The sequence below is a fragment of the Myceligenerans pegani genome (assembly GCF_014892515.1).
GTDB lineage: Bacteria > Actinomycetota > Actinomycetes > Actinomycetales > Cellulomonadaceae > Myceligenerans > Myceligenerans pegani.
Genome location: NZ_JADBGR010000109.1, coordinates 154353 through 179604 on the forward strand (window position 1 = coordinate 154353; position 25252 = coordinate 179604).

Here is a 25252-nt window from a genome sequence, read left to right on the forward strand (position 1 = left end):
TGGCCGGACCAGCCGCCGGCCGCCGTTTCGGGGCGGCCGGCGGTGGGCCGACAGCCGGTTCAGCAGACGTTGACGCGTGCGTTGCCGGTGATGTTCCAGGTGATGTTCACGCCGCACGGGGACTCGCGGACGCTCGTGTTGTCCACGCGGGCCGTGACCGTGACGTCGCGGGTGTTGGGGAACTCGCTGCGGGCGGCGACGCGGACCTCGCCGCCGCCGTTCACCGTCCCGCCGTCGATCCGGTAGTTGTAGCAGTTCTCGATGAGGACCGCGTTGTTGCCGTTGTTCGCGAGGTCGATGTTGCGGATCTGCACGCCGCCCGACTCGGAGACGCAGAAGACGCCGCGCCCGCCGCCGCGTGAGACGACGCGGTCCACCACGATGTTCGTCGGGTAGGACCCGTTGCTCATCCGGCCTGCCCGGTTGGCGGTGCGGAAGGTGGCGTACCCGGTACCGGTGGCGACGTCGTTCCCGTCCACCGTTCCGATCCTCGCGTTGACGGTGTTGTTGAGCAGCAGTCCGGTCCCGTCCACGTTGCGCGCGACGACGGTGCCGACCTCCAGGCCGTCGACGTTCCAGGTCTCGACGCCGTGGTTGTTCGTGCCGGAGACGTAGACGTCGTCGATCACGACGTTGCGGCTCCCGGCGTGGTCGCGCTCGAACCGGATGCCGAGCCCGCCGCTGAGGTTGAGGTCGATGTCGCCGAGGTGCAGCCCGTTCATGCCGTAGAACCGCATGCCGAAGTACGGATTGCCGGTCATGTTGACGTCCCAGATGGTGACGTCGGTGGCGTTCAGGGCTTCGATCGCGCCGCGACCGCCCCGGTTGCCCACGTTCATCGTTCCGCAGATGGAGATCGAGGTGTGGCTCGGCAGCGAGATCGTGCTCGCGCCGATCGAGCCGCTCGCCGGGACCGCGACGTGCTGCTGCGAGGTGCGGCCGGGCGTCAGGTTGTCGATCCCGGCCTGGATCGCGGCGCGGTAGTCGCCGCCCCGGTAGACGGTGTTGCCGTGACTGGTCGTGGTGTAGTTACCGGACGATCCGGTGACCATCGAGGTGCCTGAGTTGCAGTCCGCGGCCGCGGCGGGCGGGGCGGAACCGGGGATCAGGCCGACGGCGGCGACGAGAGCCGCCGCGGCGACGGCGACGGTCGCTCGGTTGATGGGCATCGCTTCCTCCAGAAGGTCGTCGTTGACCGATTGAATCGATACACAGCAGGATTGCGCCTTCGTGACCTCTTGAGAAGAGGGGTGAAACGGTTATGCACCCTGCGTCAGCGGCAGGGGGCGACCGCACCCCAGGCGCCGTGGACCGACGTGCCCGGTTCCAGTCCCCGGGTCCACCAGTAGGCCACGTGGTTCACGCCGTCGTGGGAGACGACGACGTCCCTGGTGTAGACCGCGTCCGCAGACCACGGCGTCGCGCATTCCTCGACGGGCGGCATGGCCGCCGGGCCCACGGCGACCCACGGGCCCCACCACGAGCCGTCGACCGGCGTCGTACCGCGGGTCCACCAGCGCGCCTCGTACGCGACGCCGTCGTAGGCGACGACGTCGCCCGCGGTGTAGATGGTGGTGGGATACCAGGGCGCGACCGGCACCACCTCGGGGAGCGGCTCGATCACGGTCGGGTCCGGGTTGCCCGCGAGGCGCGCCCCGGTGCCCGACGGCGCGACGTCCGTCAGCTCGTACAGGCCGTGCATCACGACCGAGCCGTCCGGGCCGATCTCGGGCCGGAGGTTCACAGCGTCCGTCGAGACGAACCAGTCCTCGGTCACCGCGGCCGGGCCGTCACCCGGAGCTGCCGCGACGCCGTCGAAGTAGTTCGTCGGGTCGGTCAGGAGCGAGGTGTCGTCCTGCTTGAGCTCGAGCTCGTCGGCGAGCGTGGCCTGCCAGGACAGCACGCCGGACGCCCGGTAGTCCGTCTCGCTCGCGGCCGTCTTGAGCTGCACGTTCATGGCGCTCCTGGACGGCGACACCATCCCGTTGCCGACGCTCGTGACGTTCTCCAGGCGGACGTCCGGACCGGAGTTGGAGGTCACGCCCTTGGCCAGGTTCCCGAACGAGACCGAGTTGCGCAGCACGTGCGCGCCCGGCATGGACTCGCCGCCCAGCTTGAACCCGTTGCCCTCGCCGAGGTCGGTCAGGTTCTCGTCGTCCTCGAGCCACCCGTTGGCGTAGGCGACCGAGTCCTCGACCGTCACGACGCCGATCGGGCCGGTCGTGGACTTCGCGTACAGGTCCCAGCCGTCGTCGATGTTGTGGTGGGCGATGCTGTACCGGATCACGTTGCCCTCGCCGGCGGTCAGCTTCACCCCGAAGCCGTCGGCGTCGTTGCCCAGCGGGTCCCTGTTGTTGTGGGCCTCGGACGACACGACGAGGTTGTGCGACGGCCACATCTCGGGAGGCTCGGCGGAGAGCCCGGAGATCTGGATGCCCGAGTCCTGGTTGTGGTGCGACTCGATCTTCTCGATCACGTTGTGGTGGCCCCCGATGTGCAGCGGCTTCTTGTACCCCTGCGACCGGGTGATCTCCAGGTCGTACAGGTGCCAGTGGTCGCCGCGCAGCCAGATGCCGCCGCTCTCGGACTCGGACAGATCCAGTACCGCGCGGCTGCCGGGTTCCGACATGAGCGTGATCGGGGCGTCGGCGGTGCCGTTCCGGCCGCGCTCGATGACGATCGCCTCCTGCGGGAGATAGGTGCCACCCTCGAGCACGATCTGCTGGCCGGGCTGGGCGTAGGCGACCGCCGTGTGGAGGTCGAGCGGTGCGTCGGAGGTGCCGTCCCCGCCCGCGTCGCCGTCGGGCGCGACCCGGATCGCCTGGCCGGGCTCGTTGTACGCCCGCGCGTCGAAGCTCAGGCCGATCTCGACGGGATCGGTGGACTCCAGTTCCTCGCGTTCACCGAAGTGGGGCTGGTCCGCGGCCGGCACCAGGCGGGCGGTGAACTCGTTGGTACCGCGCGCCAGGTCGAGCGGCACGACGGTGCGCTCGCCGGGCACGACGTCGAGGCCGTCGGCCACGACGGCGCCGTCGGCGTCGGTCACCCGGGCGGTGCCGTACACGTTGGACGTGAGCGGCACGTCGATCGAGTCGTGCGGCGTCGTGCGCGTGACGTCCGCGGCCAGCTCCGGCGTGACGTACACCGGCGGCGGTTCCTGCGCGGGCTCGTCGTCGTCCGGGTGAATCGTCTCGAACGACCAGTCGGTCACCGTGACCTTGATCTTGCGCGCCGCGAACAGGCCGACGTAGAAGACCTCGTCGTTCTGCGTGAGCAGCATGTCCGGGTCGTACTGGATCACCTCGTGGCTCTGCTCGCCGTCGCGGTGCCAGATCGCGTGGAACCCGGTGTTGGAGCGGCGCAGCGTGAGCTCGTAGTCCTCCCCCGCCTCGAAGCGCGGCGGGTTGGCGTTGCCGCCCTCCTCGTAGCCGTCCTTGTAGTCCCAGTCGAACGCGCGGGAGTCGGTCATGTCGCGGCTCGCGGAGCTCTCCGTGGGCGGGCCGGTGTAGCCGTGCACGAACTTCGCGCCCGGCGTGCCGTAGCGCACGCCCTCCTCGCCGCCCGCGCCGAACAGGTACTTGGCGACCGACGCTCCGGCGGAGTTCATGTACCGGGCCGAGCTGTCGTTCGGGATCAGGTCGTCCACCGCGACGATGCCGAACCCGGACTGGTTGTCCTTCGACGCCGAGTCGTCCACGTGGATGGTCGCGCGGAGCGTGAAGTTCTCCGTCGCCGGGTCGATCGCGGTGTAGTGGTACCAGAAGCCGTCCTCGGAGTCGGCGGCCTTGCCGGAGTTGCCGAGCGCGTCGAACGTGATCGAGCCGTCCTCGTTCTCGATGACCTCGCCGCCGGAGCCGACGCCGACGTGCGCCGTCTGCCAGCGCTCCACGGCGTCGGAGACGGTGAACTCGACGGGGGCCGACGTCGCGGCGTCGCCCCCGCGGTGCGCGACGACGCGCGCCTCGTAGGTCTGGCCCACGGTCAGGCCGGTCACGTCGGCGGTGGTGCCGGTGACGCCGTCGACGACGGTGGTGAACTCCTCCGTGCCCTGCCGGAGGCCGATGGAGTAGGTCTCCGCCTCCGCGACCGCGCCCCACTCGACCGTGACCGTGCCCGCGGCGCCCGAGACGGCGGTGGTCAGGATGCCCGAGATCTCCGGCGTCGCGAGGGGGAGGGAGAACTCCGGCGTCGCCACACGCTCGGAGACGAGCGGGGCATCCTCGCCCGCCCGGGTGAGCAGCACCTCCACGGCGTAGCTGCCCGACGACGGCGGCTCGACCGCGAGCGTGCCGGTGGCGCCGTCGGCGGCGGTGAAGGCCCGGTCGACGACGTTCCCGTCGACGTCGTAGAGGTAGGCGTGGGCGAGGTCCGCGCCGTCCGGCCCGACGGTTCCCGTGTAGCCGACCAGCAGGCTTCCCGGGGCCCCGGGGCCGGCGACGACCTGGTCTACCACGGGCGCCGCGACCTCGGACCACGGCGTGCGTCCGGTGTCGGGCGCGACGTCGAGCTCGGCGTAGAAGACGTTGACCCCGGAGCTGGGCGAGGCCAGCCAGTAGGTGCCGTCCGCCGGGACCGTGAGGACCTCGGTGGCGATGGGGGCGCTGTCGTCGTCGGCCGCCGCGACGACCCGGTCGACCTCGGTCCAGGACGTGTCGTAGAGCGCGAGGGCACGGTCGGCGGTGCCGCTGCCGCTGCGGGCGTGCACCGTGACCTCGGTGCCGGCCGTCGCGTCGAAGCGCAGCGAGCGCTCGGCGGCGCTGCCGGAGCCGTTGAGCTTGAGGCGCTGCGTGTAGACGTCGCCGCGGTCCGACGTACGGTCCGCGGAGTCAACGGTGACGGCCTTGGCCTCGGACGCCATGATCGCGAAGGCGCCCGCGACGACGTCGGCGGTGGTGATGCTGCCGGGGTTGAGGTCGTCGGCGACGAGCGCTGAGGCCGGGTCGGCCACGGCCGGCACGGTGAGGCCGGCGAGGACGAGCGCCGACGCGGCGACCGCGGTGAACAACGGGCGAGGTCCTACGCGTGTTCGAGACATGATCTCCTCGTTGAGATGCGTGGGTGCGGTACCCGCCACCTGCTGCCGCGCACATCGCGGCACCTTCGGGAAACCGGTTTCCCGTACGGTGGCACGAAACCCCTCGACCGCGCAAGCCTGTCTTTGCGCAGCGAGGGGCGTCCGCGTCAGAGAGCCAGGTCGAGGTCCTTCAGGGGGATCGGGTCGCCCGTCTCCAGGGAGGCGTTGCCCGCGTAGCCGACCGCCGAGGCCCGGATGCCGTCGCGATAGCCCGCCGCCCGTCCGAGCGGGTCGGTCTCGCCCGACGGCGCGAAGACGTCGCGCAGCAGCAGCGTGTCGCCACCCCCGTGGCCGCCCGGACCGACCGCGACGATCGGCCGCTCCTCCGCCTTTTCCCAGTGCCGCTGCACCACGAGCCGCTCGCCCGCCGGGCGGACCGGATCCTCGGCCTGGGCGTCGGTGGCGCTCGGATCGAGGATCGCCGCCCCCTCCGCGGAGAACGTGACGGATCCACGCTCGACCACGTCGAGCTCGGCCCGCCCGCGCGTCCCGTTGACCACCACCCGGTAACCCTCCCAGGGCGAGTGCGCCGTCAGGGAGTAGCTCATCGTGGCGCCGCTCGCGTACTCGACGACAAGGCTGAGCGTGTCCTCGGTGGTGATCCCGGCGTCGAACACGGACCGGTTGCGGACGTAGCCGTCGTGCGCCTGCGCCTCCGGACCGTAGAGCCCGGACAACCACTCGTTCTTGTCGACGTCGAGGTGCCACGGGTCGACGCCGCCGTCGTTCAGCTTCTTCTCGGTCTCCGTGGGCTCGTAGCCGTTCGCGTGGCCGGCGTCGTCGCCGTAGAACATGCGGCCGCCGGCCGCGAAGACCCGGCGCGGGGCGTCGTCGATCCACCAGTTGACCAGGTCGAAGTGGTGGCTCGACTTGTGCACGAGCAGCCCCCCGTTGTTCACCTTCTCGCGGTGCCAGCGGCGGAAGTAGTCGGCGCCGTGGACGGTGTCGAGCGCCCAGTCGAAGTGCACGGACAGCACTCGGCCGATCTCGCCGGAGGCGATGACCTCGCGCAGCGCGGAGTTCCGCGGCGCGTACCGGTAGTTGAAGGTCATCACGAGGTCACGCCCGGTCTCCGCGACGGCGTCGACGATCTGACGCGCCTGGTCCGCGTGCGCGGCGATGGGCTTCTCGACGACGACGTCGGCCCCGGCACGCAGCGCGCGACTGACCAGGTCCCCGTGGGTCCGGTCGATCGAGGTGACGATCACGCGGTCCACGCGCTCGGTCTCGATCGCCTTCTCCAGGTCGTCCGGGTCGTACACCGGGCGCTCCCCGCCGACCGCCGCGGCGACGCGCGCCTCGTGGAACGCCGCGCGCACCGGATTCGGCTCGACCCAGGCGACGATCTCGCCGTCCGCGGCGTGCGCGCCGATCAGCGCGTCGATGTACATCGCCGCACGGTGACCCGTCCCGACGACGGCGTAGCGGGTGCGGCCCTCCGGAAGCGGACCGTCGATCGGTGCCGGGACGTGGGTGGACCCGGTGATCGGCTCGGTCGTGGGGGCGTTCGGCTGGGGTTCGGGCCGCTCGGCTGTCGGCTCGGGCATGGTGCGCTCCTCGGGGTCGTCATCGACAGGCGGAACATCGACGAGCAGATCGTCGACGAACTGGGTCGCCTCATGACAATACTCAGCCGGAGGCAATTTTGGAAAGCGCTTCCCTGCCGTGCCTTCGACGTCTTGGCCGCGTGGCAACCGGCCCAGCCGCCACTGCCCCGGCGGGTAGCACATCCCCGCACGACCAGGCCGCGAGAACGATCGTGGCTCAGTCCTCGGGGTCCGTCACGACGACGATCCCCGGGCTCGCCTCCACCAGCGGCGCCGTCCGCCTCGCGGCCTCGTCCACATGGATCCGCGGATGCGCGGGCAGCTCCGCCTCGTAGTACGTTCCCGAACCGTAGAACTGCCCGTAGCGGACCACCACCCCGCCGGCGTCCAGCACAGCGGCCTCGTGCCACGCGACGGCATCGCCCCGCCCGGGCGGCGTCCAGGCGATGGACTGCGCGAATACACGAGCCGGGCCTGCGGCTCGCGCCGCCGCGAGAACATTGGCGGTCCCCTCCGTCCGGATCCGCGCGTTCGCGACGGCCCGCGCCGGGATCTCCGCGGGATCGTCGGGCAGGTCCGTGAGCTGGTGCATCACCAGGTCGGGCCGGAAGTCGACGACGGCGGAGGTGAGCGCCTCGGCGTCGTACACGTCCACGACGACGGCACTGCCGCCGGCTCTCTCGATCATGCCCGCGCGTTCGCGCAAGCGCGTCGTCCCCGCGACGTCATGGCCGGCGGCGACGAGCAGCGGCAGCAATCGGGACCCGATCACGCCCGTCGCCCCGGCGAGGAAGATACGCACCGGATCACCCTATGAACGGGTCGCGTCACGGGGCAAAGCCATACCCGCTGCCAACCGCTTCAACCGGCATGCACTGCTCTCGCCACCGCCGCCCGTAGCCCGGCCTTACTTCAGGTGGCGGGCGAAGAACGTGGCTGCGTCGTCCCCCGCGTGCGCCGGGACGCCGGTGTGTCCGCCCATGTTGGCGTGCAACGCCTTCTCCCTGCTGCCGAGAGCGTCGAACAGGTCCAGCGCCTGCTGCCGGTCGTTCCATTCGTCGTCCCACTGGAGCAGGACGTGCACCGGAATCGTGACCTGACGGGCGTCGTCGAACGTGGCGCGGGGGACGAAGCTCCCCGCGAAGAGGCCGGCCGCCACGATGCGCGGTTCGATCGCCGCCAGGCGGACCCCGATGGCGATCACGCCGCCCGAGTAGCCGACCGGGCCGTCGATCTCGGGCAGCGCAAGGAGGGCGTCCAGGGTGGCCCGCCATTCCGGGACCGCCTTCTCGACCAGCGGGAGCACGAGGGCGTCGACGATCTCGTCGCCGACCGGCTCGCCGGCCTCCAGCGCCCAGCGCAGGTCGGCGCGGGCCTGTTCGGCGGCGGGATCGCGGGGACGGTCACCGCTCCCGGGGAGCTCGATGGTGGCCGCGGCGAAGCCGTTCGCCACGGACTGCCGGGCGCGGGCCACCAGCCGCGGGTACATCGCGCGCAGTCCGCCGGGGTGGCCTACCAGGACCAGCGGCGCCGGCGCGGAGGCGGACCCGGATGTCCACAGGATGCCGGGGATCTCGCCGAGCGTGAACTCGCGCTCGAGGACGTCGTCGTCGAGGCGCTGTTCGGAGATGAATCGCATGGTCGTGCCTTTCGGGAGTGCTCGTGAACGGCGCTCCCGGACGACCTATCGCCCGACCGTGACCCCGGAGGGGAGCACCCATGTCAGTACTGCGTTCACGGGTACCACCTCCTCGATCTCTCGCACGGCCTCTGGGACGGTAGCAGCGGTTGCCGTGGCCTGCCAACGAGATTTCCCGAGTTCGGCGGCCGGACGGCACGAGCCGCTTGCCCACGCCGTCATTCGCTCTCGGTGGAGCCAGTTCTGGACGGTGGTGAGGGTGTGCATGTCAGGCATGCGGTCGACGGACTCGATGGCGTCGAGGTGATCCGGGGTTCGTTTGACAGCAGCAGCTGGCTCTACGGTTCGATCGCGCTGCGGATCTCTTCGGCGAGGGGGTGGCTGCCTGCGGCGATGAACTTCTGGCGGGTGTTCATGGCGTTGGTGATCTCCGGGAGCGTGTTGAGCCCGAGATCGAGCGGGATGGGCTTGCCGTCCAGGTCGGTGGTGGTGCCACCGGCGGCGTGGAGGATGTACTGACCGGGGGACAGGTCCCAGGTGGCGAAGCCCTTGGCAATCTCCAGGGTGGCGTCGGTGAACCCGGCGGCGATGTGGCACAGGCTGATGGAGCCGAAGTCGACGCCGATCCTGCCCTTCTTCTTCCCGTCCGCCGCAGGGGCGCTGAGCAGGTCGAGGAAGCGCTGCTGTCGCGCCAGAGGCCCGAACCGTTCGGCCGGGCGCATGAGGTAGTTGGTGACCAGCGCCCGTGATAGAGGTGGGGCCGAGGACCGGGTCAGGGCATGCTGGTCGCCGTCGGCGGTGATCAGGAACGCCCGGTCGACGCCATCCTCGCCCCGTGCAGCGAGGTAGAGCTGGACGTGGTGGAAGATGTCGCCGACGATGGCGGCCACGGGCCGCTGCAAGGAGCGGGAGTAGATGAGGATGTGGGTGTAGCCGTTCAATGCGCGTACCGCGAGCTCGCTGGTGTCCAGCGGATCGACCAGGACACACAGGTCCGGGTCCGGGTCGCTGCCGACGACTTCGGGCTCGTCCTCCTCCGAGGCGTAGATGAAGGACGGGATGACCTCGACCAGCAGTTCCTTGTACCGCTCGTGCATCCACAGGTCGAAGTCGGACAAGAAGTTGCCCTGGTGGCGCACGTTCTCATTCTCACCGCGCCGCCCGGTCACGGCCGCCTGGACCAGCCGCGGCCGGATCTGACCCATCATCGACGTCACCAGACGCGCGACATCCTGCGCCAGTTCCGGAATCGGGCTCTGGTTGCTCATGATGGTTTCCCTACCTGCGTAGTCGGCATCCCGGTCAGGTGATGTAGGGCTCGGTGGAGTGGAGTCCGTGGTCGATGCGGGTGCGCAGAGCGGGGTGGATCAAGTAGTCGTAGAGGTCGGCTGGGTCGACCCAGCCGACGTCCGATGCTTCGGAGGGTTGTGGCGTGATGTGTCCGCCGGTCAGGCGGGCGCGGAGGCAGATGTTGATGGGTTGGCGTACCTCGTCGATCGTGTCGCCGTGCAGGTAGACGATCACGTGGTCCGGGGTGGAGAACACTCCCACTAGGCCGGTGACCTCGGCGTCGAGTCCGGTCTCTTCGCGGCACTCGCGCACGCCGGCCTGTGCGACGGTCTCGCCCTTCTTGACCGCGCCGGTGGGGATGGTCCGCAGGTCGTTGTCCACACGGCGAAGCAGCAGGAGGCGTCCCTCGTCGTCGCGGACGAACACGGAGGCCGAGGTCTTGCGACTGGTGGGTTTGGGCGCACTCGGGTCTTGCCAGTAGTCGATGCGCCGGGTGGCCTTGCTCATCGAGCCTCCGTCAGTGATTCGGCGGGCCGGGCCGAGGCCCGTTCGTAGGACTCGACACATGAAGCGAGGCATGATCTTCGCCGCAGGTCGTGAGCGTTCATGGGGTGATCTCGTACCTGAGGCGGCGGTTGTCGGCCGGGGCGGTCATGATGCTGGCCTCGACCGGCAGGTCGTGGTCGGACAGGATCACGCGCGAGATCTGGACGATGCACGACGGCGGCTGCAGGCCGAATTCTTCGGCCTCGTCGGGGCTGGCAAGGCGTGCGGTGACGTCTTCCACGATGCGCCGGGAGGGGTAGCCGAGCGTGGTCAGGTGTGCCACGGCGCCGCCGGGCACCTTCCGTGTTTCGGCGAGCCTGGTGCCACGGGCGATCGATGCCGGGTAGTAGGACTCGACTCGTTCCACCGGTTGGTCGTCCAGCAGCATGAGGCGCGAGCGCAGCACCACAGGGTCCCCCGCCTGGAGGTCAAGTGCGGCGGCGACGGGTTCGGGGGCGGGTTTCTCCCCGACCTCCAGCAGCCGCTGGGTGCCCGTGCCTCCCTGAGCCGCCGCCTCGGCCGCCCAGGCATCCCCGGGCACCCCGGTGACATACGGCATCGAGACGCTGGTCCACCGCGGGTGGCTGCTCATCGAGGCTGCTCCTTCCATCACGAACATGCGCTTCGGCCTGGTGTCCGGCGCGAGGTCCGCCTCGCGGGCGGGTGCCTCAGGCGAGGGTCACCGATGGAGACCACGCCTTCAGCGGCGATCCCGGCGATCCAGTCGGCCTCACTGTGCGCTGGCGGCATGAGGTTCCTCCGGAGGTCGTTGGTCGGTTTCCGCGCTATCCGAGGCCGAATGCTGTGGCAAGGGCGGCGAAGCGAGGGCCGCGTCGTCGTGTAGCACGGTCGAGGAGTTGACGCATGGTGCCGACTGCCAGTGGCTGTACTTGGGACCAATCCGGGGCGAGGCGGTGGGCGTGTTCGAGGTAGGCAATGGCGTTGTCATACTGTCGTGTTGCCACTGACGCGGACGCGAGGCGGATGGCATTTCCGGCTTCCCAGAAGGCGGGAAGCCGTCCGGGGGCCTGATGCAGGCCGGCGGCTCGCTGGAGTGCGGTTTCTGGGTCGCCTGTCTTGGTCAAGTGCTCGATCTCCTGGAGCGCGACAGCGCGCAGGCTGAAGATCCCGGCTTCGGAGACGACTTCAGTCATGGTTCGGGTGGCGGCCGAGCGCGCCTCGGCAAGCAGGTCCGCTGCGCGGCCGGGCGCGTTGACACGGACGGCCGCTGTGGCTGCGTTGAACAGGAGATTCCCGAACACGGTGGCCCGGATGGGTTCGTTGTCGAGCATGCGCGGCTGGATGGATTCGGCGGCTCGGGTGGCGACTCGCTCGGCCTCGACACCACGGCCTTGCCGCACGAGTGTCCAGGCGAGGTAGCGCAACGAGATCGCCTGCTGCAGTTCGGGCGCGTCGGAATGGCGGGCAGTGCTCAAGGAGCGCTCAGCGGCGCTCCAGGCGAGGTCTTCCTGTCCGAGCCGTCCCGCGATGCCTGCGGCGATGCGGTAGCAGGTGGCGAGCACGCGATGAGCCCGGGCCTTGTCGTCACCGACCGCTGAATCGACGAGGCGCCGGGCGTCGTCGAGTACGACAGGAAGTGCATCGACGAGTTCGGTGTGCCGTCCGGCGACGTAGTGCTGCCAGGCCAGACTGGTCTGCCGTGCGGCACCGCCGATCGAGATGTCTTCAGCATCTGCGAACTCGTTGAGCCCGGGAATCTCTCTGGAACTGCTGATCGCCTGCCGGATGCGAGTGAGGGCCTGTGTATCCGCCACCGCGCGAGTTCGAGCGCTGTCCGGACCGGTCAGGAGGCGGATCGCGCTGACCTCGAGTGCTGCTGCGAGGCGATTGAGCGTCGCCGGCCGACACGAGGTCCGGGTTCCCCGCTCGATACGAGCAACCGTGTCGATGCCGACCCCGGCGCGAGCGGCCAGGTCTTCCTGGGAGATATCGCGGGCCTTGCGCAGCCGGGCCACGTTCTCCGCCAGGTAGGACACGTCGTCACCAGGAGGCCGGGGTACCGTCGTCGCACAGTACGGGGCCCGTGCCCTGTTCGACCGCGTGCAGCGCGGTCCGGACACGGCGGGCCAGGTCGGCGCTCATCTTGCCGGCCGCTTCGTCCAGAGCGTAGAGACCCACCGACACGATCTCCGGGTCGGTGAGATCGAGCCCGCCCAACTCTGCCTCGCTGATCCGGCCACCGTCGAACACCCACGCGATGCCCTCGGGCATCCCATCCGGTAGCGCCGAGACGTGGTCGATGACCAACAGCGGCATCCGTGTCCGGACCAGCCCGAGTTCTTCGGACAGCTCCCGCGCCGCCGCGCGCCATGGCGCCTCGTCGTCATCGACGACACCACCAGGGATGTCCCAGTGCGCCTTGTACGACGGCTCGATCAGCACCACGCGACCTGCATCGCCTCGCAGAAGCACACCGGCCGACATCCGCTTGCGCGGTAGCGAGGCCACGTACTCGTCGAACGGAAGCAGATCCATGGACCGACCATATCCGGCGCCGCAGGAAGCGAACCATGCCTGAGTGGCATGGTTCGCCAGAAGTCCATCGCCGAAAGATGCTCTTGGCACCCTGGGCTCGGTCTGCCGACCGGGAGAGCCTGTGGGGACAACGGCACGTCTACCGGCGAAGGGCAGAGTGATGAACATCGCAAGCCACGACGAGATCGAGACACGCAGCGCCGAACTGCACAACGCGATCCGCGCCACCTCCCGGCTACTGCGTGAGACCGGCACACATCTGATCGAGGTCGTCACGATCACGCGAGCCCGCCTCGGACTGCAGCCCCGACACCTTCGCGACGGCCAGTCCATCGCGCAAGAACTCGGTCTGGATCTACCCCTGGACCATCAGATGTTCGTTCCTGGGCACACGGTGTGGACCGGCGACCGCTACGGCCTGGAGGTCCAGGTCCGCGCAGAACTGCGCCGACCGGACGGAGCTGCCCGATGAGCCCCGCGACTACCTTGACGACAGCGGACTCGGCAGCTTCCGACCAGGCCGTATGGGCCAAGATGCAGGTGGCCCTGGATGTGGATGGGACTCTGACCGGTTCAGGTCGGACGGTGCCGGTCGAGACTGTTGAGATGCTGGAGTTGGTGCGTGCGGCCGGGCATGAGGTCGTGTTGGCGAGTGGGCGGAGTCTGGTCGGGCTGTTGCCGATCGCGCGGCAGTGCGGGCTGAGCGAGGGGTATGCGGTGTGTTCGAATGGTGCGGCGACCGTACGCCTGGACCCGGGGATGCCGTCGGGGTACGAGGTCATCGACGCGGCCACCTTCGACCCCGCCCCGCTGATCCAGCAGGCTCAGGCGCTGGTGTCCCGCGCCTTGGTCGCGGTGGAGAGTATCGGGGACCGGTGGAGAGTCAATCGCAAGTTCGGCCCCGGACTGCTCAACGGCCCCCAGTCCGTGGTCACCAACAACGACCTGACCGGGGAGGCGACCACGCGGGTCGCGCTCCATGCGCCCGGGATCGGCGAACACGCCGGCGTATTGGCGTCGTTGACTCGGCTGACGGTCACGCCTGCCGGGCCCGACTGGTGTGATGCGACGTCTTCCACGGTTTCCAAGGCCACAGCCATCGAGGCGGTACGCCGCCTGCTCGACATCCCCCAGAGCGCGACGATCGCGGTCGGCGACGGCCACAACGACGCGCCGCTGCTGCAGTGGGCCGCCCGCGGCGTCGCGATGCGACATGCACCCGAGGCCGTGCGCGCGGTAGCCGACGAGGTCACCGGGTCCATCGACGTCAACGGGGTAGTGGATGTCCTACGCTCCCTCGTCCCGGCCACAGCGTTGCGGTCCGGGCTCACGCCCCTGGCCGCGCAACTCGATGCCGCGGTCACCACCGCCACCAGCCGCACCCCGGGTGCGGTCGTGACGGTACGGGTCTGGCACGACACCCACTCGGACACCGACCTGGCCGGTGCCGAGCTCTGGACCCGCCTACCCGGCACAACAGACGGGGCCCGGCACGCCCCACTCCCGGCCGCACGAGGCGCCACCATGCGCGACATCGAACACGCCGTCACCGACGCGGGCCTGACCTTCCCCCGCGGCCAGGTCGGAAGACGCCGCGCGCACTGGCACTCCACACTCGCCGTCACCGGACGACACTCCCACCGCCCCCCAGGGTTCGGGCTCCCCGTCACTCCGCCTTCCTGACACCACTCGACTTGCGGCCGGGCGCGCACCCCCAGGAAGTCCCTTCGCTTCCTGCACCTCCTTGCACAACGCCCGGCCGCACGCCCGCCCACCCCGGGCGGGCACCACAGAGGGGCCGGGACCGACGCCCCTCGGTCCCGGCCCGCACCTCGATCAAGCACCGAGAGAACTTGGAGGAAATGATGGCCACCATCACCGAGCACACCCTGCGTGAAGGCCGAGAGCTGATCGACCACGAGTTGTTCCAGAGGCTCGCCGACCGCGTCGCCAAGGAGCACGGCCACGGGACGGCGCTGGCCGAGCGGATCGTGGACCAGGCGCTGGCGTTCCTGGCCGTGTCCGCCACCACCGACGAGGCTCTGTCCCCGTCGCCGCTGGTGGACCACGGCTGGCACGAGTTCATCCTGCACACCATCGACTACGCCCGTTTCTGCGATCAGATCGCCGGACGGTTCCTGCACCACGTGCCCACCGACCCCGCGGACCCGAACACCACCGGGGAGGCTGCCCACGACACGCTGACACGCACCGTCGACGCCATCAGCGCGGCCGGGTTCTACGTTGACACCGAACTGTGGCCCACCGGCAACCACGTCGAATGCTCACAGTGCCACCAGGGCTGCACCAGCTCACCCACCTGACGCGAGACCCTCGTCTGATCCGATCGGAGAGACCCACATGAGCCGCTGGTCGTGGCACGACCTGCCCGAGGCCGTACGCCGAGCCGTCGAAGCCGAGTGCGGGACCGTGCTGCACACGACCGCGCCGGAAGCGGGCCGCAACAGCATGTTCGCCGCCGTTCTCGACACCTCAGGCGGGCCGGTGTTCTGCAAGGGTGTCCGGCTCGACGACCAGCAGGCACGCGCCCACCGGCATGAGATCCACGTCAACCAGCGGCTGCGGGAGATCACGGCCCATGTGCCGCGCCTGCTGTGGACAGTGGAGACCGACCACTGGCTGCTGGCCGGGTACACCTTCGTGCCCGGCCGGCACGCCGATCTGAGCCCCGGATCACCCGACATCCCCGCCGTCGCCGGCCTCATCTCCCACCTCGCCGAGGAACTCACCCCCGGTCCCGTCCCGGACGTGGCCCCGCTCGCGAGGAAGCACCAGCGGTTCGCGGGCTGGGAATGGCTTGCCGACCGGCACGCCGACGCGCTCGACCCATGGGAGAAACAGCACCTCGACCGGCTCATCCGGGCCGACCTCGGCATCACCGAAGCCCTGGACGGACACAGCCTCGTCCACGGCGACGTGCACGAACTGAACCTCATGGTCACCGACGGGCAGGCGAGCCTGGTCGACTGGGCCTGGGCACGGACCGGACCGGCATGGGTCGACGCCACGCTCCTGACCATCCGGCTCATCGCGGCCGGCCACGACCCGGCCGACGCCGGACAGCTCGTCGTCACCACGTGGGGGATGCGGCAGCCCGACACAAGCGCAGCTGCGGTCACCACCTTCGCCGCCTCCACCTACGGCATGTGGCGCCGCCTCGCCGTCGAACACCCCAGCCCCCACCGCGATGGACCCGTCCAGGCCGCACGTACCTGGACCCAACACCGCATCACTACCTGACGGGCCGCACCATCAACGACCACAACCGCCGCGACGGCTCGCCAACGAGGTCCCCGGTCGCGGCCCACCGCCATCGATCCAGCACGTATCCCCTGAGAGCGAGAGGAGAGAGCCCGTCAGAGGCTCATGCTCATGCGACTCAACCGCTTCAAACCATGGCTGTGGCCCGTCATCGATGCGAACCTACCCGAGGGCGTCGAACGCTTGGACTGGGGCGAGACCGGCATCGGCAAGGACCCGGGCGTGGGAGAGCACACCGACGGGATCGTGTTGCGCTCACCTGCGGGCGGCGTGATGTACATGAGCGTGACCAACGCCAACTTCAAATCCAGCGGTGACAGCTACGACGAGCCAGAGCGGATCGTCGAGGGCAACCCGCCCGAGCCGGCCGCGCCCATCGACCTCAAGGTCTCCGCGGACGGTCGGATCCGCATGGCGGACCTGGAGGAATGGCTCATGGTGGTCCTGAACAACGCCGGCAACAAGGAGATGGACCGCGTCGAGCGGCTGTCCACCCGCGAGGCCATGTATCAGCCACAGTTCGGGTTCTGCGTCTACTGGCACAGCCTGGAACGCACCTACTCCACGCCGTTCTACACCCTCCAGTCCGGCCAGCGCCGGACCGAGGAGTCCAGATTCAAGATCTCTGAGGCGTTCTGATGAGCAAGTCCACCAAGTGCCCGTCCTGCGGACAGCGGGTCGGCGTCGTCAACGGCGTGACCGCCATGCACCAGAAGAAGGGCAGCGGATCGGAGACCTGGCCCGGATCCGGCAAGCCCGCCCGACACTGACAACAGCGTCGCCAACTGCCTCCGCTCACCACGTTGAGCTTGAAGCAGTTCCACATCGACGTCTCAGCCGCTGATGACAACGACTTCCCGTCAGAGGAGCGCCAGCGGGGCGGTGGCCAGGTGGTAGCGCATGGCGAAGCCGACGACCAGGGTCGCCCCGAGCGCGGCGAGCGTGTAGTGGACGCGGCGTCCACGACCCCACCAGTCGCGAATCCAGCCGAGGACGGCTGCGCAGACCATACCGAGGCTCGTCACGACCGCGAGCGCGAGCGGGATCGCGGCGAGTTCGATGTCCTGGCGGCCCTCGAGGACGCGGACCATGAACCGCTCGGGGTCGGCAAGCAGCAGGCTCATCGCCACGACGAACGCCGTGACCAGGAGACCGGTGGCCCCAGCCAGGATCTCGGCGATGCGCTCACCGTGGGATCGCCGGAGTGGTCGTCTTGCGCGCCGCCGGCGGACCGCCGCTCCCAACGGCCACACGATCAGGCTCGCGAGCAGCATGAAGCCCGCCATCGCCAGGACGAGATGCAGCCACACCTGCTCGTGCCAGGCGAGCTTCGTGTGCGCCTCGTGACCGTCGTAGAGCATGAGGCGCCCGTCGCTCTCGCCGAACGCGATGAGCCGCGAGCCACCGCGCTCCTGGTACAGGCCCTCGCCCACGGGCCGCCAGTCCTGTTCGGCGGCACCGGGGTCGGTGGTGAGCCCGATCGTCGTGAGCGACCCGTCGGGCTTCACCGCGACATCGACGCCGGTGCCGAGCGCGAGGAACAGGCCGGAGTAGTCGCTGTAGTTCATGCGGGTCGTGCCATAGCTGCCGGATTCGGCCGCCGCGGCAGTGTCCGGCGTTTCCGTGCCGGACGGACCGTCCGCGCTCGTGCTCTTTCCCAGGAGGAGATCGAGGATGCGATCGGTGGCGAGCTCGGCGGAGGCGGCTCCGTCGCGGGTGCCGTCACCGTTGAAGACGACGAACACGCCCCGGTCGTGGCCTGGCACGAGCGTCATGAGACTGTGCGATCCCGGCCCGTCACCGCCGTGGACGAGCATGCGGGTCTTCCCGCGGTAGTCCTCGCGGAGTCCGAGGGCCGAGCCCGGCAGCCGCGGATCGTGCCGGAACTGCGTGTGGTGCATCTCGGACTTCGCATCCGGAGTGAGCACCGGGTCGCCTTCGCCGAGCTGGAACCTCATGAACAAGCCCATGTCCGCGGCGGTCGAGACGAGGCCTCCGGCCGGAGACAGGGGCTCCCCTTCGCGCGGGAGTGCGCGACCGTCCTGGCCGTGGAGCGTGGCCAGGAAGGGAACAGGATCACGGGCGAGCAGGGAGGTGGAGTCCATACCGAGCGGCGCGAGCAGCCGCGTCGAAAGGACCTCCGCGAAGTCGACGCCGAGCGCATCCGCCGCGACCAGACCCGCCAGCGCGAAGCCGTCGTTCGAATAGGCGGCGAGTTCTCCCGGCGGCCGCAGCCGCGCGGGCAGACGGTCGCGCAGCACGGCGGTGAGGCCGCCGTCGCTCGCGGCCAGGTTCCCGATGACCCGTTCCTCGAATCCGGCGGTGTGGGTCAGCAGGTGCCGCAGGGTGATCGGCCGGCCGGGGTAGGTGTCGGGTACCTCGACCTCGCGGAGGTAGTCGTTGACGTCGGTGTCCAGGTCGAGCAACCCTTCGTCGACGAGCGTCATGACGGCGGTCGCGGTGAACACCTTGGTCACGGAGTCGATGGGGAACCGCGTCTGCTCGGGGTCGACGGCGTCGCCGCTCGTCGCGTCACTGACGCCGAGGCCATGGGTCTCCACCTTCCCGTCGGCGACCACCGCCACGGCGGCTCCGGGCAGCCCATGGTCCTCCATGACCTCGGCGACCACTTGCTCGATCCCGGTATCCCTCTGGGCCGCGGCGGGTGCCGCCAACTGTGTCGCGACGATTCCTGAGGTGACCACGGCGACGGCCACGCGCCGGCATTCGGCAGCTGGGATGCGCATCCTTGTGCTCCTTCGGGCTTGGTGCGCGGTAACGCCGCTCAAGCTATTGCGCGGCGGAGCTCGCCGATATGAGGTGTACAGGCGTATTCGTGGTGGGGAATTCCCCCGTCGTGCAGATTTCCCTTACTGACATGGGCCGACAGGTCTGCTGGGATGGGCACCGAGCGATCCCGTGACCTCGAGGAAGGTTCCCGATGCGCGCCTCCCGTATGCTTCCCGCCCTTGCCGGTGCCGCCGCGGCGGCACTCGTGGCCGTCCCCGCGACCGCCGTCGTCCCCGCGGCTGCCACCGCCGCGCCCGCCGACGGCACCTACTACGTCCAGAGCGCTACGACCGGCCTGAACGCCGCCGACTCCGACGGCGCCGTCGAACAGCACCGCCCGCAGGGCGACGAGGATCGTCAGCAGTGGCTGCTGCGTGCGTCCGGGGCGGGACACGTCCTGGAGAGCGTCGACGGTGCCGGCCGCTGCCTGGGCCGGGAGAGCGGTGACGCACGCGTCGTCGACTGCGCAAGCAGTGCCGCCGTCTGGGCGATCGACGACGCCGGAGAGGATCGGCACCTGCTCCGGGAGCCGGGGACCGAACGTTTCCTGACGGTGCGGCCCAAGCCGTCCGGCGGGAACTACCCCGCTGGGCTGGGCGTCGGCGGCGCGAGCGAGCTCACCCGCTGGTACCTCACCCCGGCCGAACCGGTACGGCGTCCCCTTCCGCCAGCCGGCGAGCGCACGCTGGACCAGCTGTCGTTCCTCACCACGCACAACTCCTACGCCAACGGAGTCGACGGCGGTTTCGCGCCTCCCTTCATCAACCTCGCCCCCAACCAGGTCAGGGGCATCGAGCAGCAACTCGCCGACGGCGTTCGCGGGTTCTCGTTCGACATCCACCAGACGCCGGACGGCGCGATCCTGTGCCACAACAGCTGCTTCTGGGTGAGCAGCCCGGTGGCCCTCTGGGTGGACCTGCAGCGGATCGTGGACTTCCTGAACGCCCATCCCGACCAGGTGGTCACCGTCTTCCTGGAGGACTACGTCGACCCGGAGGTGCTGCGCAGCGAGATCGAGCGCGTGAACGGGCTGCCGGACGTGCTCTACGACCCCGCTCGTACCGGCGTCCGCCAGAACGGCTGGCACACGCTGGACGAGCTGATCGCGAACAACGACCGGCTGCTCATCTTCACCGACCACAGCCGCGCGGCCGATACCGCCGCCGGCCTCACCCGGGACGAGTTCGGCGTCATGTACCAGCGAGAGTGGACGGTCGAGAACTACTGGTCGATGGGTCCGGGCATCGGCGACTCCGACTGGGCGTGCTACAGCCGGTGGTACGGCGCGGGTGAGAACATTCCGCTGACCCGCACCGAGCCCGGATTCCGGCCGTTGTTCGTGATGAACCACTTCCGCGACGTGCCCGTCGAGGCCACCGCACGCACCGACAACGCGAACGCGCTCAACCGCGCCCAGCGGTTCTGCCAGCCGGCCGCACGCAAGAAGCCGAACTACCTCATGGTCGACCGGTACGACGTCGGCAACCCCGCCGCGGCGGTCACGTCGCTGAACGGCTACTGGTACTGAACGGCCGCGGTTTCGCGGCACGCATACGTGTGCCGTACACGGCCGCGACGCCGGTCCATCGGTCGGCGATCCCGCGGCCCGATCGTTCGCCGCCGGCGGCGAGGCCTGGCGGGATGCGGACCGGACATGGTTCCGGCCCGCATCCCGCCGGTGGCGGACTCGACCGGCGCGTCAGCGCCTCGATACCGGACTCCGCCAGCGATCGGTCACGGGGACCTCGCTCGCCGGCTCGTCGAGGTCGAGCGTGCTCAGGTCGAGTGGCTCCACGACGAGCGGTCGCCGCCCGGACGCCGCCCGCACGATCCGCTCCTCGGTGCCCGGCTCCACCGACACCGGCACCCCGAACTGCACGCACAGATCACGCAGCTCGCGCTCGTACCGCTCACCCATCGCCGCGTCGTGACCGCGGTAGGTCCACGCGATGAGGTGCAGCGGCTGGAAGGTCTTGGCGCCGTCACCGCACCTCCGGCAGGACACCGGCGCGCCGGGACGGCGGAAGCGGGTCATCCGGTGCCCGCCGGGGCACACCCCGATCCATGGCCCGTCCAGCGTCGGCGCGCTGGGGTCCACGTACCGCATCGCGGAACACCCGATCTCCCGGGCCTTCGCCCGCCACTTCTCGCCGTGCCCCGCCTCACGGCCGGCGAGCGCGTGCGCGATCTCGTGCAACACGGTGTCGCGGACCTCGGCCTCGTCGTAGACGGCCGCGAGCGGGGCCGAGATGCTGATGCGCCGCCTGGCGAAGTGACACATGCCGGCGCGCCGCTTCGCGTCGTCGTACTCGAACTTCCAGTCCACCAGACCGTGCTGGTCCATGAGATCCCGCGCCAGGTTCCGCGCCTCGACAAGGTTCATGGCTGCCCCCTTGATTCGTCACCGCCCGGGCCGTCCGGACGACATCGAACCTAGGAAGACTGTCTGACACGCGCCGGAAGTTATCCACAACCGGCTTCGGTGAACTTCGTCCCGCCCGCCAGCCCTGCCTCGGCGTAGAAGCCCTCGATGTGTTCGCGGGTCAGCCGCTCCGCCGCCGGCCCGTCACCCGCCGCGACCGCCTCCAGGATCGCCCGGTGCTCGGTGCGCAGCCGAGCGGAGGTCGTCGGCCAGTCCGGCAGTCGCGAGACGCCTTCGGCCACGTAAGCACCGATCGCCCCGCGAAGGCCGAGCATGAAGGCCTCCACGAGCTGGTTGCCGGCGATGCGCGCGAACTCCAGGTGGAAGTCCTGGTCGCGGGCGATGAAGTCGAGGGAGCTCACACCCGGCTCCTCCATCTCGGCGAGCAGGCGCCGCGCCCCGGCCAGCGGGGAGCCGTCGTCGGCCCGGTCGCGAGCGCGATCACCACGAGCGCCGCCCCCGACCTCCCCGGGCACCCGACCGCCCCGCACCCGCTCCGCCGCCTCCCGCATCGCCCAGGTCTCGAGCAGTACTCGGGTCGCGACCACGTCCGACACCGGCAGCGCGCCCGACGCGACGTGCAGCCGCACGGCCGTCCCGAGCCCGGCCGCCGGGCGGTCGATCACCACGGCACCCGCCGTCGGCCCCGAACCGACCGCCGTGCGCACGATCCCCGCCGCCTCCAAGATCCGGACCGCCTCGCGCACCGAGGCCCGCGACACCCCGATCTCCTCCGCGAGCGCCCGCTCACCCGGCAGACGTTCCCCGAGCGCCCATCGTCCGGCGGCGAGGTCGGCCTCGATCTGCGCGAGGACGCGCTCATGGGTACGCATGACGGTCACCGTACCCCTGTGGTCTGACCACATGCGGTACGGTGTGCCGAAGCGCGCATCGCCGCCCGCGGCGATGCTGTTTGAAAGGATTCAGGATGCGCATCGCCCTCGCCGCCACCTGCCTCGGTGACGCGATGTTCCCCCAGGCGCCCACCGCCGTCGTACGGCTCCTGGAACGGCTCGGCCACACCGTCGTCGTCCCGGAGCAGCAGGCGTGCTGCGGACAGATGCACGTCAACACCGGCTATCGGCGCCAGGCCGTGCCCGTGATCCGCAACCACGTGCGGGCGTTCGGCCCGGTGGCCGACGGCGAGTGGGACGCCGTCGTCGTCCCGTCCGGGTCGTGCACGGGCTCGATCCGGCATCAGCAGTCCATGGTGCTGGACCGCGCCGGACTGGCGGCCGAGGCCCGCACCGCGACCGCCGTCGCCTCCCGCACGTACGAGTTGTCCGAGCTCCTGGTCGACGCCCTCGAGGTGACCGACGTCGGCGCCTGGTTCCCGCACCGCGTCACCTACCACCCGACCTGCCACTCGCTGCGCATGCTCGGGGTCGGCGACCGGCCGCTCCGCCTCCTGCGGGCCGTGGAGGGCATCGAGCTCGCCGACCTCCCGGAGGCCGAGGGCTGCTGCGGCTTCGGCGGCACGTTCGCGCTGAAGAACGCGGACACCTCCGCCGCGATGCTCGCCGACAAGGTCCGCAACGTCACCGGCACGGGCGCGGAGTTCCTCACGGCCGGGGACTACTCGTGCCTGATGCACATCGGCGGCGGCCTGTCGCGCTCGTCGCGCGCCGTCCGCACCATTCATCTCGCCGAGATCCTCGCGAGCACTCGTGAGCGGCCCTGGCTCGCCGAATCCGCAGGTGGAGCACCGGTGTCGGAGTCGAGTGGCACGATGCGCAGCACACCGGCCGGGGACGCGTCGAAGGGGGCCACACGATGACCGCGGAGCACACCGCCGGCACGTCGTCGACCACGACCTTCCTGGGCATGCCGCAACCGGCCGACCCCCTGCGCTGGGGGTCGTCGTTCCCGGAGGCCGCGCGGCGCGAGCTGGGCAACGACCAGTTGCGCCGCAACCTCGGCCACGCCACCTCGACGATCCGCGCCAAGCGGGCCAAGGTGGTCGGCGAGGTGCCCGACTGGGAGGCGCTGCGCGACGCCGGCTCCGCCCTGAAGACGCAGGTCATGGACAACCTGCCGGAGCTCCTGGAGGAGCTGGAGCGGAACGTGACGGCGCGGGGCGGTGTCGTGCACTGGGCGCGGGACGCCGCCGAGGCCAACCGGATCGTCGCGGGCCTGGTCCGCGCGAAGGGCACCGACGAGGTGGTCAAGGTGAAGTCCATGGCCACGCAGGAGATCGGGCTCAACGAGGCGCTGGAGGCCGAGGGCATCCACGCCACGGAGACCGACCTGGCCGAGCTGATCGTGCAGCTCGCCGACGACATGCCGTCCCACATCCTCGTCCCCGCGATCCATCGCAACCGCGCGGAGATCCGCGAGATCTTCCTGGACCGCATGGGCGACGCGCCGCCGGATCTCACCGACGTGCCGCGCGAGCTCGCCATGGCCGCCCGCGCGCACCTGCGGCGCAAGTTCCTCTCCGCAAAGGTGGCGGTGAGCGGGGCGAACTTCGGCGTGGCGGAGACGGGGACGCTGTCGGTGGTCGAGTCGGAGGGCAACGGGCGGATGTGCCTCACGCTCCCCGAGACCCTGATCACCGTGATGGGGATCGAGAAGCTGATCCCCCGGTTCACCGATCTCGAGGTGTTCCTCCAGCTCCTGCCGCGCAGCTCCACCGGTGAGCGGATGAACCCGTACACGTCCATGTGGACGGGCGTGACGCCGGGCGACGGACCCTCGGAGTTCCACCTGGTCCTGCTCGACAACGGGCGGACACGCGTGCTCGCCGACGAGGTGGGACGGTCCGCCCTGCACTGCATCCGCTGCTCGGCCTGCCTCAACGTGTGCCCCGTGTACGAACGCGTCGGCGGGCACGCCTACGGGTCGGTCTACCCCGGGCCGATCGGCGCGATCCTCACGCCGCAGCTCACCGGCGAGCCCTCCGACCTCCCGTACGCCTCGACGCTGTGCGGCGCGTGCTACGACGTGTGCCCGGTGAAGATCGACATCCCGTCCATCCTCGTGGACCTGCGGGCCCGTGAGGTCGAGTCCGGATCGGCCGGGCGGGGCTGGGGCGCCGCCATGAAGGCCGCGTCGATGGTGATGTCCGACGGCGGCCGGTTCCGCCGGGCGGCCCGGCTCGGCCGGGTGGGACGTGTCGCGGGCGGGCGGGACGGCGTCATCGCGCGGCTGCCCGGGCCGGGAGCGGCGTGGACGGACTCACGCGACCTGCCTCTACCGCCGAAACAGACGTTCCGGGACTGGTGGGCTGCGCATGAGCGGGAGGGGGCCGACGACGAGCGGAGCGGAGGCGACCGGCCCGGATCGGAACGGCCCCGAACGGGCCGACCTGGAACCGACGCACCTGGAACGGAGTCCCGATGACGACCGCCCGCGACGAGGTCCTTGCCCGCGTCCGCGCGGCACTGACGTCGGGTTCCGCCGGATCGACGGGCATGTCGAGCAGCGCAGGGCCGTCGGACGACGGCATGGCGGCGGACGTCTCCCGGGAGTACCGGGAGAGCGGCGAGCATGCCGTGGGGTCGGCGGCGGCGCTGGAGCTGCTGGTCGATCGGCTGGAGGACTACAAGGCGGAGGTGCATCGCGTCTCGGCGGCCGAGGTGCCGACGGCCGTCGCTCGGCTCACCGCCGCGCTGCCGAGCGGAGACGACGTTCCGGAACGCGCCGAGTCGGCCGGCTCCGGACCGACGCCGGGCCCTGACGCCATCGCGCCCGCAGCCGACACGCCGCGCGGACGCGTCGTCGCGCCCTCCGGGCTGGAGCCAGAGTGGGTGGCGGCGATGTCCGACGGCGGTGTGGAGGTCGTCGTCGACACGCCCGAGGCGCCCCTCACGCCGTCGGACCTCGACCGGACGGCCGCCGTGGTGACGGCGGCGCGGGTCGCGATCGCCGAGACCGGCACGATCGTGCTGGACGCCGGCCCCGACCAGGGCAGGCGCGCCATCTCGCTGGTCCCGGACGTGCACATCTGCGTGGTCCGCGCGGACCAGGTGGTGCAGACGGTCCCGGAGGCGGTGCGCCTCCTGGCACACCACCCCGACCGCCCCCTCACCTGGATCAGCGGCCCGAGCGCCACGAGCGACATCGAACTGAACCGCGTCGAGGGAGTCCACGGGCCGCGGACGCTGCACGTGGTCCTCGTCGATGCCGCGTCGCATCGAACTCTGACCTGGTCAGGTTGACCAGAC

Annotated in this window: 23 protein-coding genes; 10 read left to right on the forward strand and 13 right to left on the reverse strand. The window is 70.3% G+C overall.

Annotation, left to right across the window (positions count from 1 at the left end; all coding sequences use genetic code 11):
* Nucleotides 1–59 precede the first annotated feature (59 nt).
* From IIE03_RS23665 to IIE03_RS23710, 10 genes are all read right to left on the reverse strand, one after another.
* Nucleotides 60–1169 carry a hypothetical protein gene (locus IIE03_RS23665; protein WP_192865238.1) on the reverse strand — a complete coding sequence of 370 codons (1110 nt, stop codon included), beginning with the start codon at nt 1167–1169 and terminating at the stop codon, nt 60–62.
* Nucleotides 1170–1273: 104 nt separating this feature from the next.
* The gene (locus IIE03_RS23670) at nt 1274–5035 is read right to left on the reverse strand and encodes a carbohydrate-binding protein (RefSeq protein ID WP_192865239.1); all 3762 of its coding nucleotides are present in this window, start codon (nt 5033–5035) and stop codon (nt 1274–1276) included.
* Nucleotides 5036–5181: 146 nt separating this feature from the next.
* Nucleotides 5182–6621 (reverse strand): Gfo/Idh/MocA family protein, encoded by a 1440-nt coding sequence (locus IIE03_RS23675; RefSeq protein ID WP_192865240.1) that lies wholly within the window; start codon nt 6619–6621, stop codon nt 5182–5184.
* Nucleotides 6622–6838: 217 nt separating this feature from the next.
* The gene (locus IIE03_RS23680; protein WP_192865241.1) at nt 6839–7423 is read right to left on the reverse strand and encodes an NAD-dependent epimerase/dehydratase family protein; all 585 of its coding nucleotides are present in this window, start codon (nt 7421–7423) and stop codon (nt 6839–6841) included.
* 105 nt (nt 7424–7528) lie between these two features.
* Nucleotides 7529–8260 carry a dienelactone hydrolase family protein gene (locus tag IIE03_RS23685; protein ID WP_192865242.1) on the reverse strand — a complete coding sequence of 244 codons (732 nt, stop codon included), beginning with the start codon at nt 8258–8260 and terminating at the stop codon, nt 7529–7531.
* Between the two features lie 338 nt (nt 8261–8598).
* Nucleotides 8599–9528 carry an inositol monophosphatase family protein gene (locus IIE03_RS23690; protein ID WP_192865243.1) on the reverse strand — a complete coding sequence of 310 codons (930 nt, stop codon included), beginning with the start codon at nt 9526–9528 and terminating at the stop codon, nt 8599–8601.
* 34 nt (nt 9529–9562) lie between these two features.
* A complete protein-coding gene (locus IIE03_RS23695; RefSeq protein WP_192865244.1) occupies nt 9563–10057 on the reverse strand; it encodes an NUDIX domain-containing protein in 495 nt (164 codons plus the stop codon).
* A gap of 97 nt (nt 10058–10154) precedes the next feature.
* The gene (locus IIE03_RS23700) at nt 10155–10688 is read right to left on the reverse strand and encodes a GntR family transcriptional regulator (RefSeq protein WP_192865245.1); all 534 of its coding nucleotides are present in this window, start codon (nt 10686–10688) and stop codon (nt 10155–10157) included.
* 193 nt (nt 10689–10881) lie between these two features.
* The gene (locus IIE03_RS23705; RefSeq protein ID WP_192865246.1) at nt 10882–12093 is read right to left on the reverse strand and encodes a helix-turn-helix domain-containing protein; all 1212 of its coding nucleotides are present in this window, start codon (nt 12091–12093) and stop codon (nt 10882–10884) included.
* Between the two features lie 4 nt (nt 12094–12097).
* Nucleotides 12098–12592, reverse strand: a complete 495-nt coding sequence (locus IIE03_RS23710; protein WP_192865247.1) for an NUDIX domain-containing protein — start codon at nt 12590–12592, stop codon at nt 12098–12100.
* A 160-nt stretch (nt 12593–12752) separates the two neighbouring features.
* Between IIE03_RS23710 and IIE03_RS23715 the strand changes: the two genes are divergently transcribed.
* The 6 genes from IIE03_RS23715 to IIE03_RS26520 all read left to right on the forward strand — a co-directional run bounded on the left by IIE03_RS23715 (nt 12753) and on the right by IIE03_RS26520 (nt 16644).
* A complete protein-coding gene (locus IIE03_RS23715) occupies nt 12753–13064 on the forward strand; it encodes a hypothetical protein (RefSeq protein WP_192865248.1) in 312 nt (103 codons plus the stop codon).
* Between the two features lie 62 nt (nt 13065–13126).
* A complete protein-coding gene (locus tag IIE03_RS23720) occupies nt 13127–14275 on the forward strand; it encodes an HAD family hydrolase (RefSeq protein ID WP_192865249.1) in 1149 nt (382 codons plus the stop codon).
* 182 nt (nt 14276–14457) lie between these two features.
* On the forward strand, nt 14458–14916 hold the full coding sequence (locus tag IIE03_RS23725; protein ID WP_192865250.1) for a glycine-rich domain-containing protein: 459 nt from the start codon (nt 14458–14460) through the stop codon (nt 14914–14916).
* Between the two features lie 37 nt (nt 14917–14953).
* Nucleotides 14954–15853, forward strand: a complete 900-nt coding sequence (locus IIE03_RS23730) for a phosphotransferase (protein ID WP_192865251.1) — start codon at nt 14954–14956, stop codon at nt 15851–15853.
* Nucleotides 15854–15985: 132 nt separating this feature from the next.
* Entirely contained in the window at nt 15986–16513 is a 528-nt protein-coding gene (locus tag IIE03_RS23735) for a hypothetical protein (protein ID WP_192865252.1), read from the forward strand.
* Nucleotides 16513–16644, forward strand: coding sequence for a hypothetical protein (locus tag IIE03_RS26520; protein WP_264158631.1), 132 nt, complete (start codon nt 16513–16515; stop codon nt 16642–16644). Before IIE03_RS23735 ends, IIE03_RS26520 begins: the two co-directional genes overlap by 1 nt.
* 90 nt (nt 16645–16734) lie before the next feature.
* Here IIE03_RS26520 and IIE03_RS23740 read toward each other — a convergent pair whose 3' ends face one another.
* Nucleotides 16735–18621: a serine hydrolase domain-containing protein gene (locus IIE03_RS23740; protein WP_192865253.1), complete on the reverse strand. Its 1887-nt coding sequence runs from the start codon at nt 18619–18621 to the stop codon at nt 16735–16737.
* A 194-nt stretch (nt 18622–18815) separates the two neighbouring features.
* Between IIE03_RS23740 and IIE03_RS23745 the strand changes: the two genes are divergently transcribed.
* Nucleotides 18816–20192: a PI-PLC domain-containing protein gene (locus IIE03_RS23745; protein WP_192865254.1), complete on the forward strand. Its 1377-nt coding sequence runs from the start codon at nt 18816–18818 to the stop codon at nt 20190–20192.
* A gap of 171 nt (nt 20193–20363) precedes the next feature.
* Here the strand turns inward: IIE03_RS23745 and IIE03_RS23750 are convergent, their stop codons facing one another.
* Together IIE03_RS23750 and IIE03_RS23755 are read right to left on the reverse strand one after the other, a co-directional pair.
* Nucleotides 20364–21047, reverse strand: coding sequence for a SprT-like domain-containing protein (locus IIE03_RS23750; protein WP_192865255.1), 684 nt, complete (start codon nt 21045–21047; stop codon nt 20364–20366).
* Nucleotides 21048–21127: 80 nt separating this feature from the next.
* Nucleotides 21128–21919 carry a FadR/GntR family transcriptional regulator gene (locus tag IIE03_RS23755; RefSeq protein WP_192865256.1) on the reverse strand — a complete coding sequence of 264 codons (792 nt, stop codon included), beginning with the start codon at nt 21917–21919 and terminating at the stop codon, nt 21128–21130.
* Between the two features lie 95 nt (nt 21920–22014).
* Here IIE03_RS23755 and IIE03_RS23760 point away from each other — a divergent pair, with 95 nt between their 5' ends.
* Genes IIE03_RS23760 through IIE03_RS23770 form a run of 3 tightly spaced genes read left to right on the forward strand, consistent with a single transcriptional unit; the run spans nt 22015 to nt 25246 of the window.
* Entirely contained in the window at nt 22015–22863 is an 849-nt protein-coding gene (locus IIE03_RS23760) for a (Fe-S)-binding protein (RefSeq protein ID WP_192865257.1), read from the forward strand.
* The gene (locus tag IIE03_RS23765; protein ID WP_408632868.1) at nt 22860–24428 is read left to right on the forward strand and encodes a LutB/LldF family L-lactate oxidation iron-sulfur protein; all 1569 of its coding nucleotides are present in this window, start codon (nt 22860–22862) and stop codon (nt 24426–24428) included. The genes IIE03_RS23760 and IIE03_RS23765 overlap by 4 nt, the downstream gene beginning before the upstream one ends.
* A complete protein-coding gene (locus tag IIE03_RS23770) occupies nt 24425–25246 on the forward strand; it encodes a LutC/YkgG family protein (RefSeq protein WP_192865258.1) in 822 nt (273 codons plus the stop codon). Before IIE03_RS23765 ends, IIE03_RS23770 begins: the two co-directional genes overlap by 4 nt.
* Nucleotides 25247–25252 lie beyond the last annotated feature (6 nt).

Bases quoted from the DNA above. Each gene is read 5' to 3' on its own strand.
- IIE03_RS23665 (WP_192865238.1), bottom strand. From the start codon at position 1,169: ATGCCCATCAACCGAGCGACCGTCGCCGTCGCCGCGGCGGCTCTCGTC.
- IIE03_RS23670 (WP_192865239.1), bottom strand. From the start codon at position 5,035: ATGTCTCGAACACGCGTAGGACCTCGCCCGTTGTTCACCGCGGTCGCC.
- IIE03_RS23675 (WP_192865240.1), bottom strand. From the start codon at position 6,621: ATGCCCGAGCCGACAGCCGAGCGGCCCGAACCCCAGCCGAACGCCCCC.
- IIE03_RS23685 (WP_192865242.1), bottom strand. From the start codon at position 8,260: ATGCGATTCATCTCCGAACAGCGCCTCGACGACGACGTCCTCGAGCGC.
- IIE03_RS23690 (WP_192865243.1), bottom strand. From the start codon at position 9,528: ATGAGCAACCAGAGCCCGATTCCGGAACTGGCGCAGGATGTCGCGCGT.
- IIE03_RS23695 (WP_192865244.1), bottom strand. From the start codon at position 10,057: ATGAGCAAGGCCACCCGGCGCATCGACTACTGGCAAGACCCGAGTGCG.
- IIE03_RS23700 (WP_192865245.1), bottom strand. From the start codon at position 10,688: ATGAGCAGCCACCCGCGGTGGACCAGCGTCTCGATGCCGTATGTCACC.
- IIE03_RS23710 (WP_192865247.1), bottom strand. From the start codon at position 12,592: ATGGATCTGCTTCCGTTCGACGAGTACGTGGCCTCGCTACCGCGCAAG.
- IIE03_RS23715 (WP_192865248.1), top strand. From the start codon at position 12,753: ATGAACATCGCAAGCCACGACGAGATCGAGACACGCAGCGCCGAACTG.
- IIE03_RS23720 (WP_192865249.1), top strand. From the start codon at position 13,127: ATGCAGGTGGCCCTGGATGTGGATGGGACTCTGACCGGTTCAGGTCGG.
- IIE03_RS23725 (WP_192865250.1), top strand. From the start codon at position 14,458: ATGGCCACCATCACCGAGCACACCCTGCGTGAAGGCCGAGAGCTGATC.
- IIE03_RS23730 (WP_192865251.1), top strand. From the start codon at position 14,954: ATGAGCCGCTGGTCGTGGCACGACCTGCCCGAGGCCGTACGCCGAGCC.
- IIE03_RS23735 (WP_192865252.1), top strand. From the start codon at position 15,986: ATGCGACTCAACCGCTTCAAACCATGGCTGTGGCCCGTCATCGATGCG.
- IIE03_RS26520 (WP_264158631.1), top strand. From the start codon at position 16,513: ATGAGCAAGTCCACCAAGTGCCCGTCCTGCGGACAGCGGGTCGGCGTC.
- IIE03_RS23740 (WP_192865253.1), bottom strand. From the start codon at position 18,621: ATGCGCATCCCAGCTGCCGAATGCCGGCGCGTGGCCGTCGCCGTGGTC.
- IIE03_RS23745 (WP_192865254.1), top strand. From the start codon at position 18,816: ATGCGCGCCTCCCGTATGCTTCCCGCCCTTGCCGGTGCCGCCGCGGCG.
- IIE03_RS23750 (WP_192865255.1), bottom strand. From the start codon at position 21,047: ATGAACCTTGTCGAGGCGCGGAACCTGGCGCGGGATCTCATGGACCAG.
- IIE03_RS23755 (WP_192865256.1), bottom strand. From the start codon at position 21,919: ATGCGTACCCATGAGCGCGTCCTCGCGCAGATCGAGGCCGACCTCGCC.
- IIE03_RS23760 (WP_192865257.1), top strand. From the start codon at position 22,015: ATGCGCATCGCCCTCGCCGCCACCTGCCTCGGTGACGCGATGTTCCCC.
- IIE03_RS23765 (WP_408632868.1), top strand. From the start codon at position 22,860: ATGACCGCGGAGCACACCGCCGGCACGTCGTCGACCACGACCTTCCTG.
- IIE03_RS23770 (WP_192865258.1), top strand. From the start codon at position 24,425: ATGACGACCGCCCGCGACGAGGTCCTTGCCCGCGTCCGCGCGGCACTG.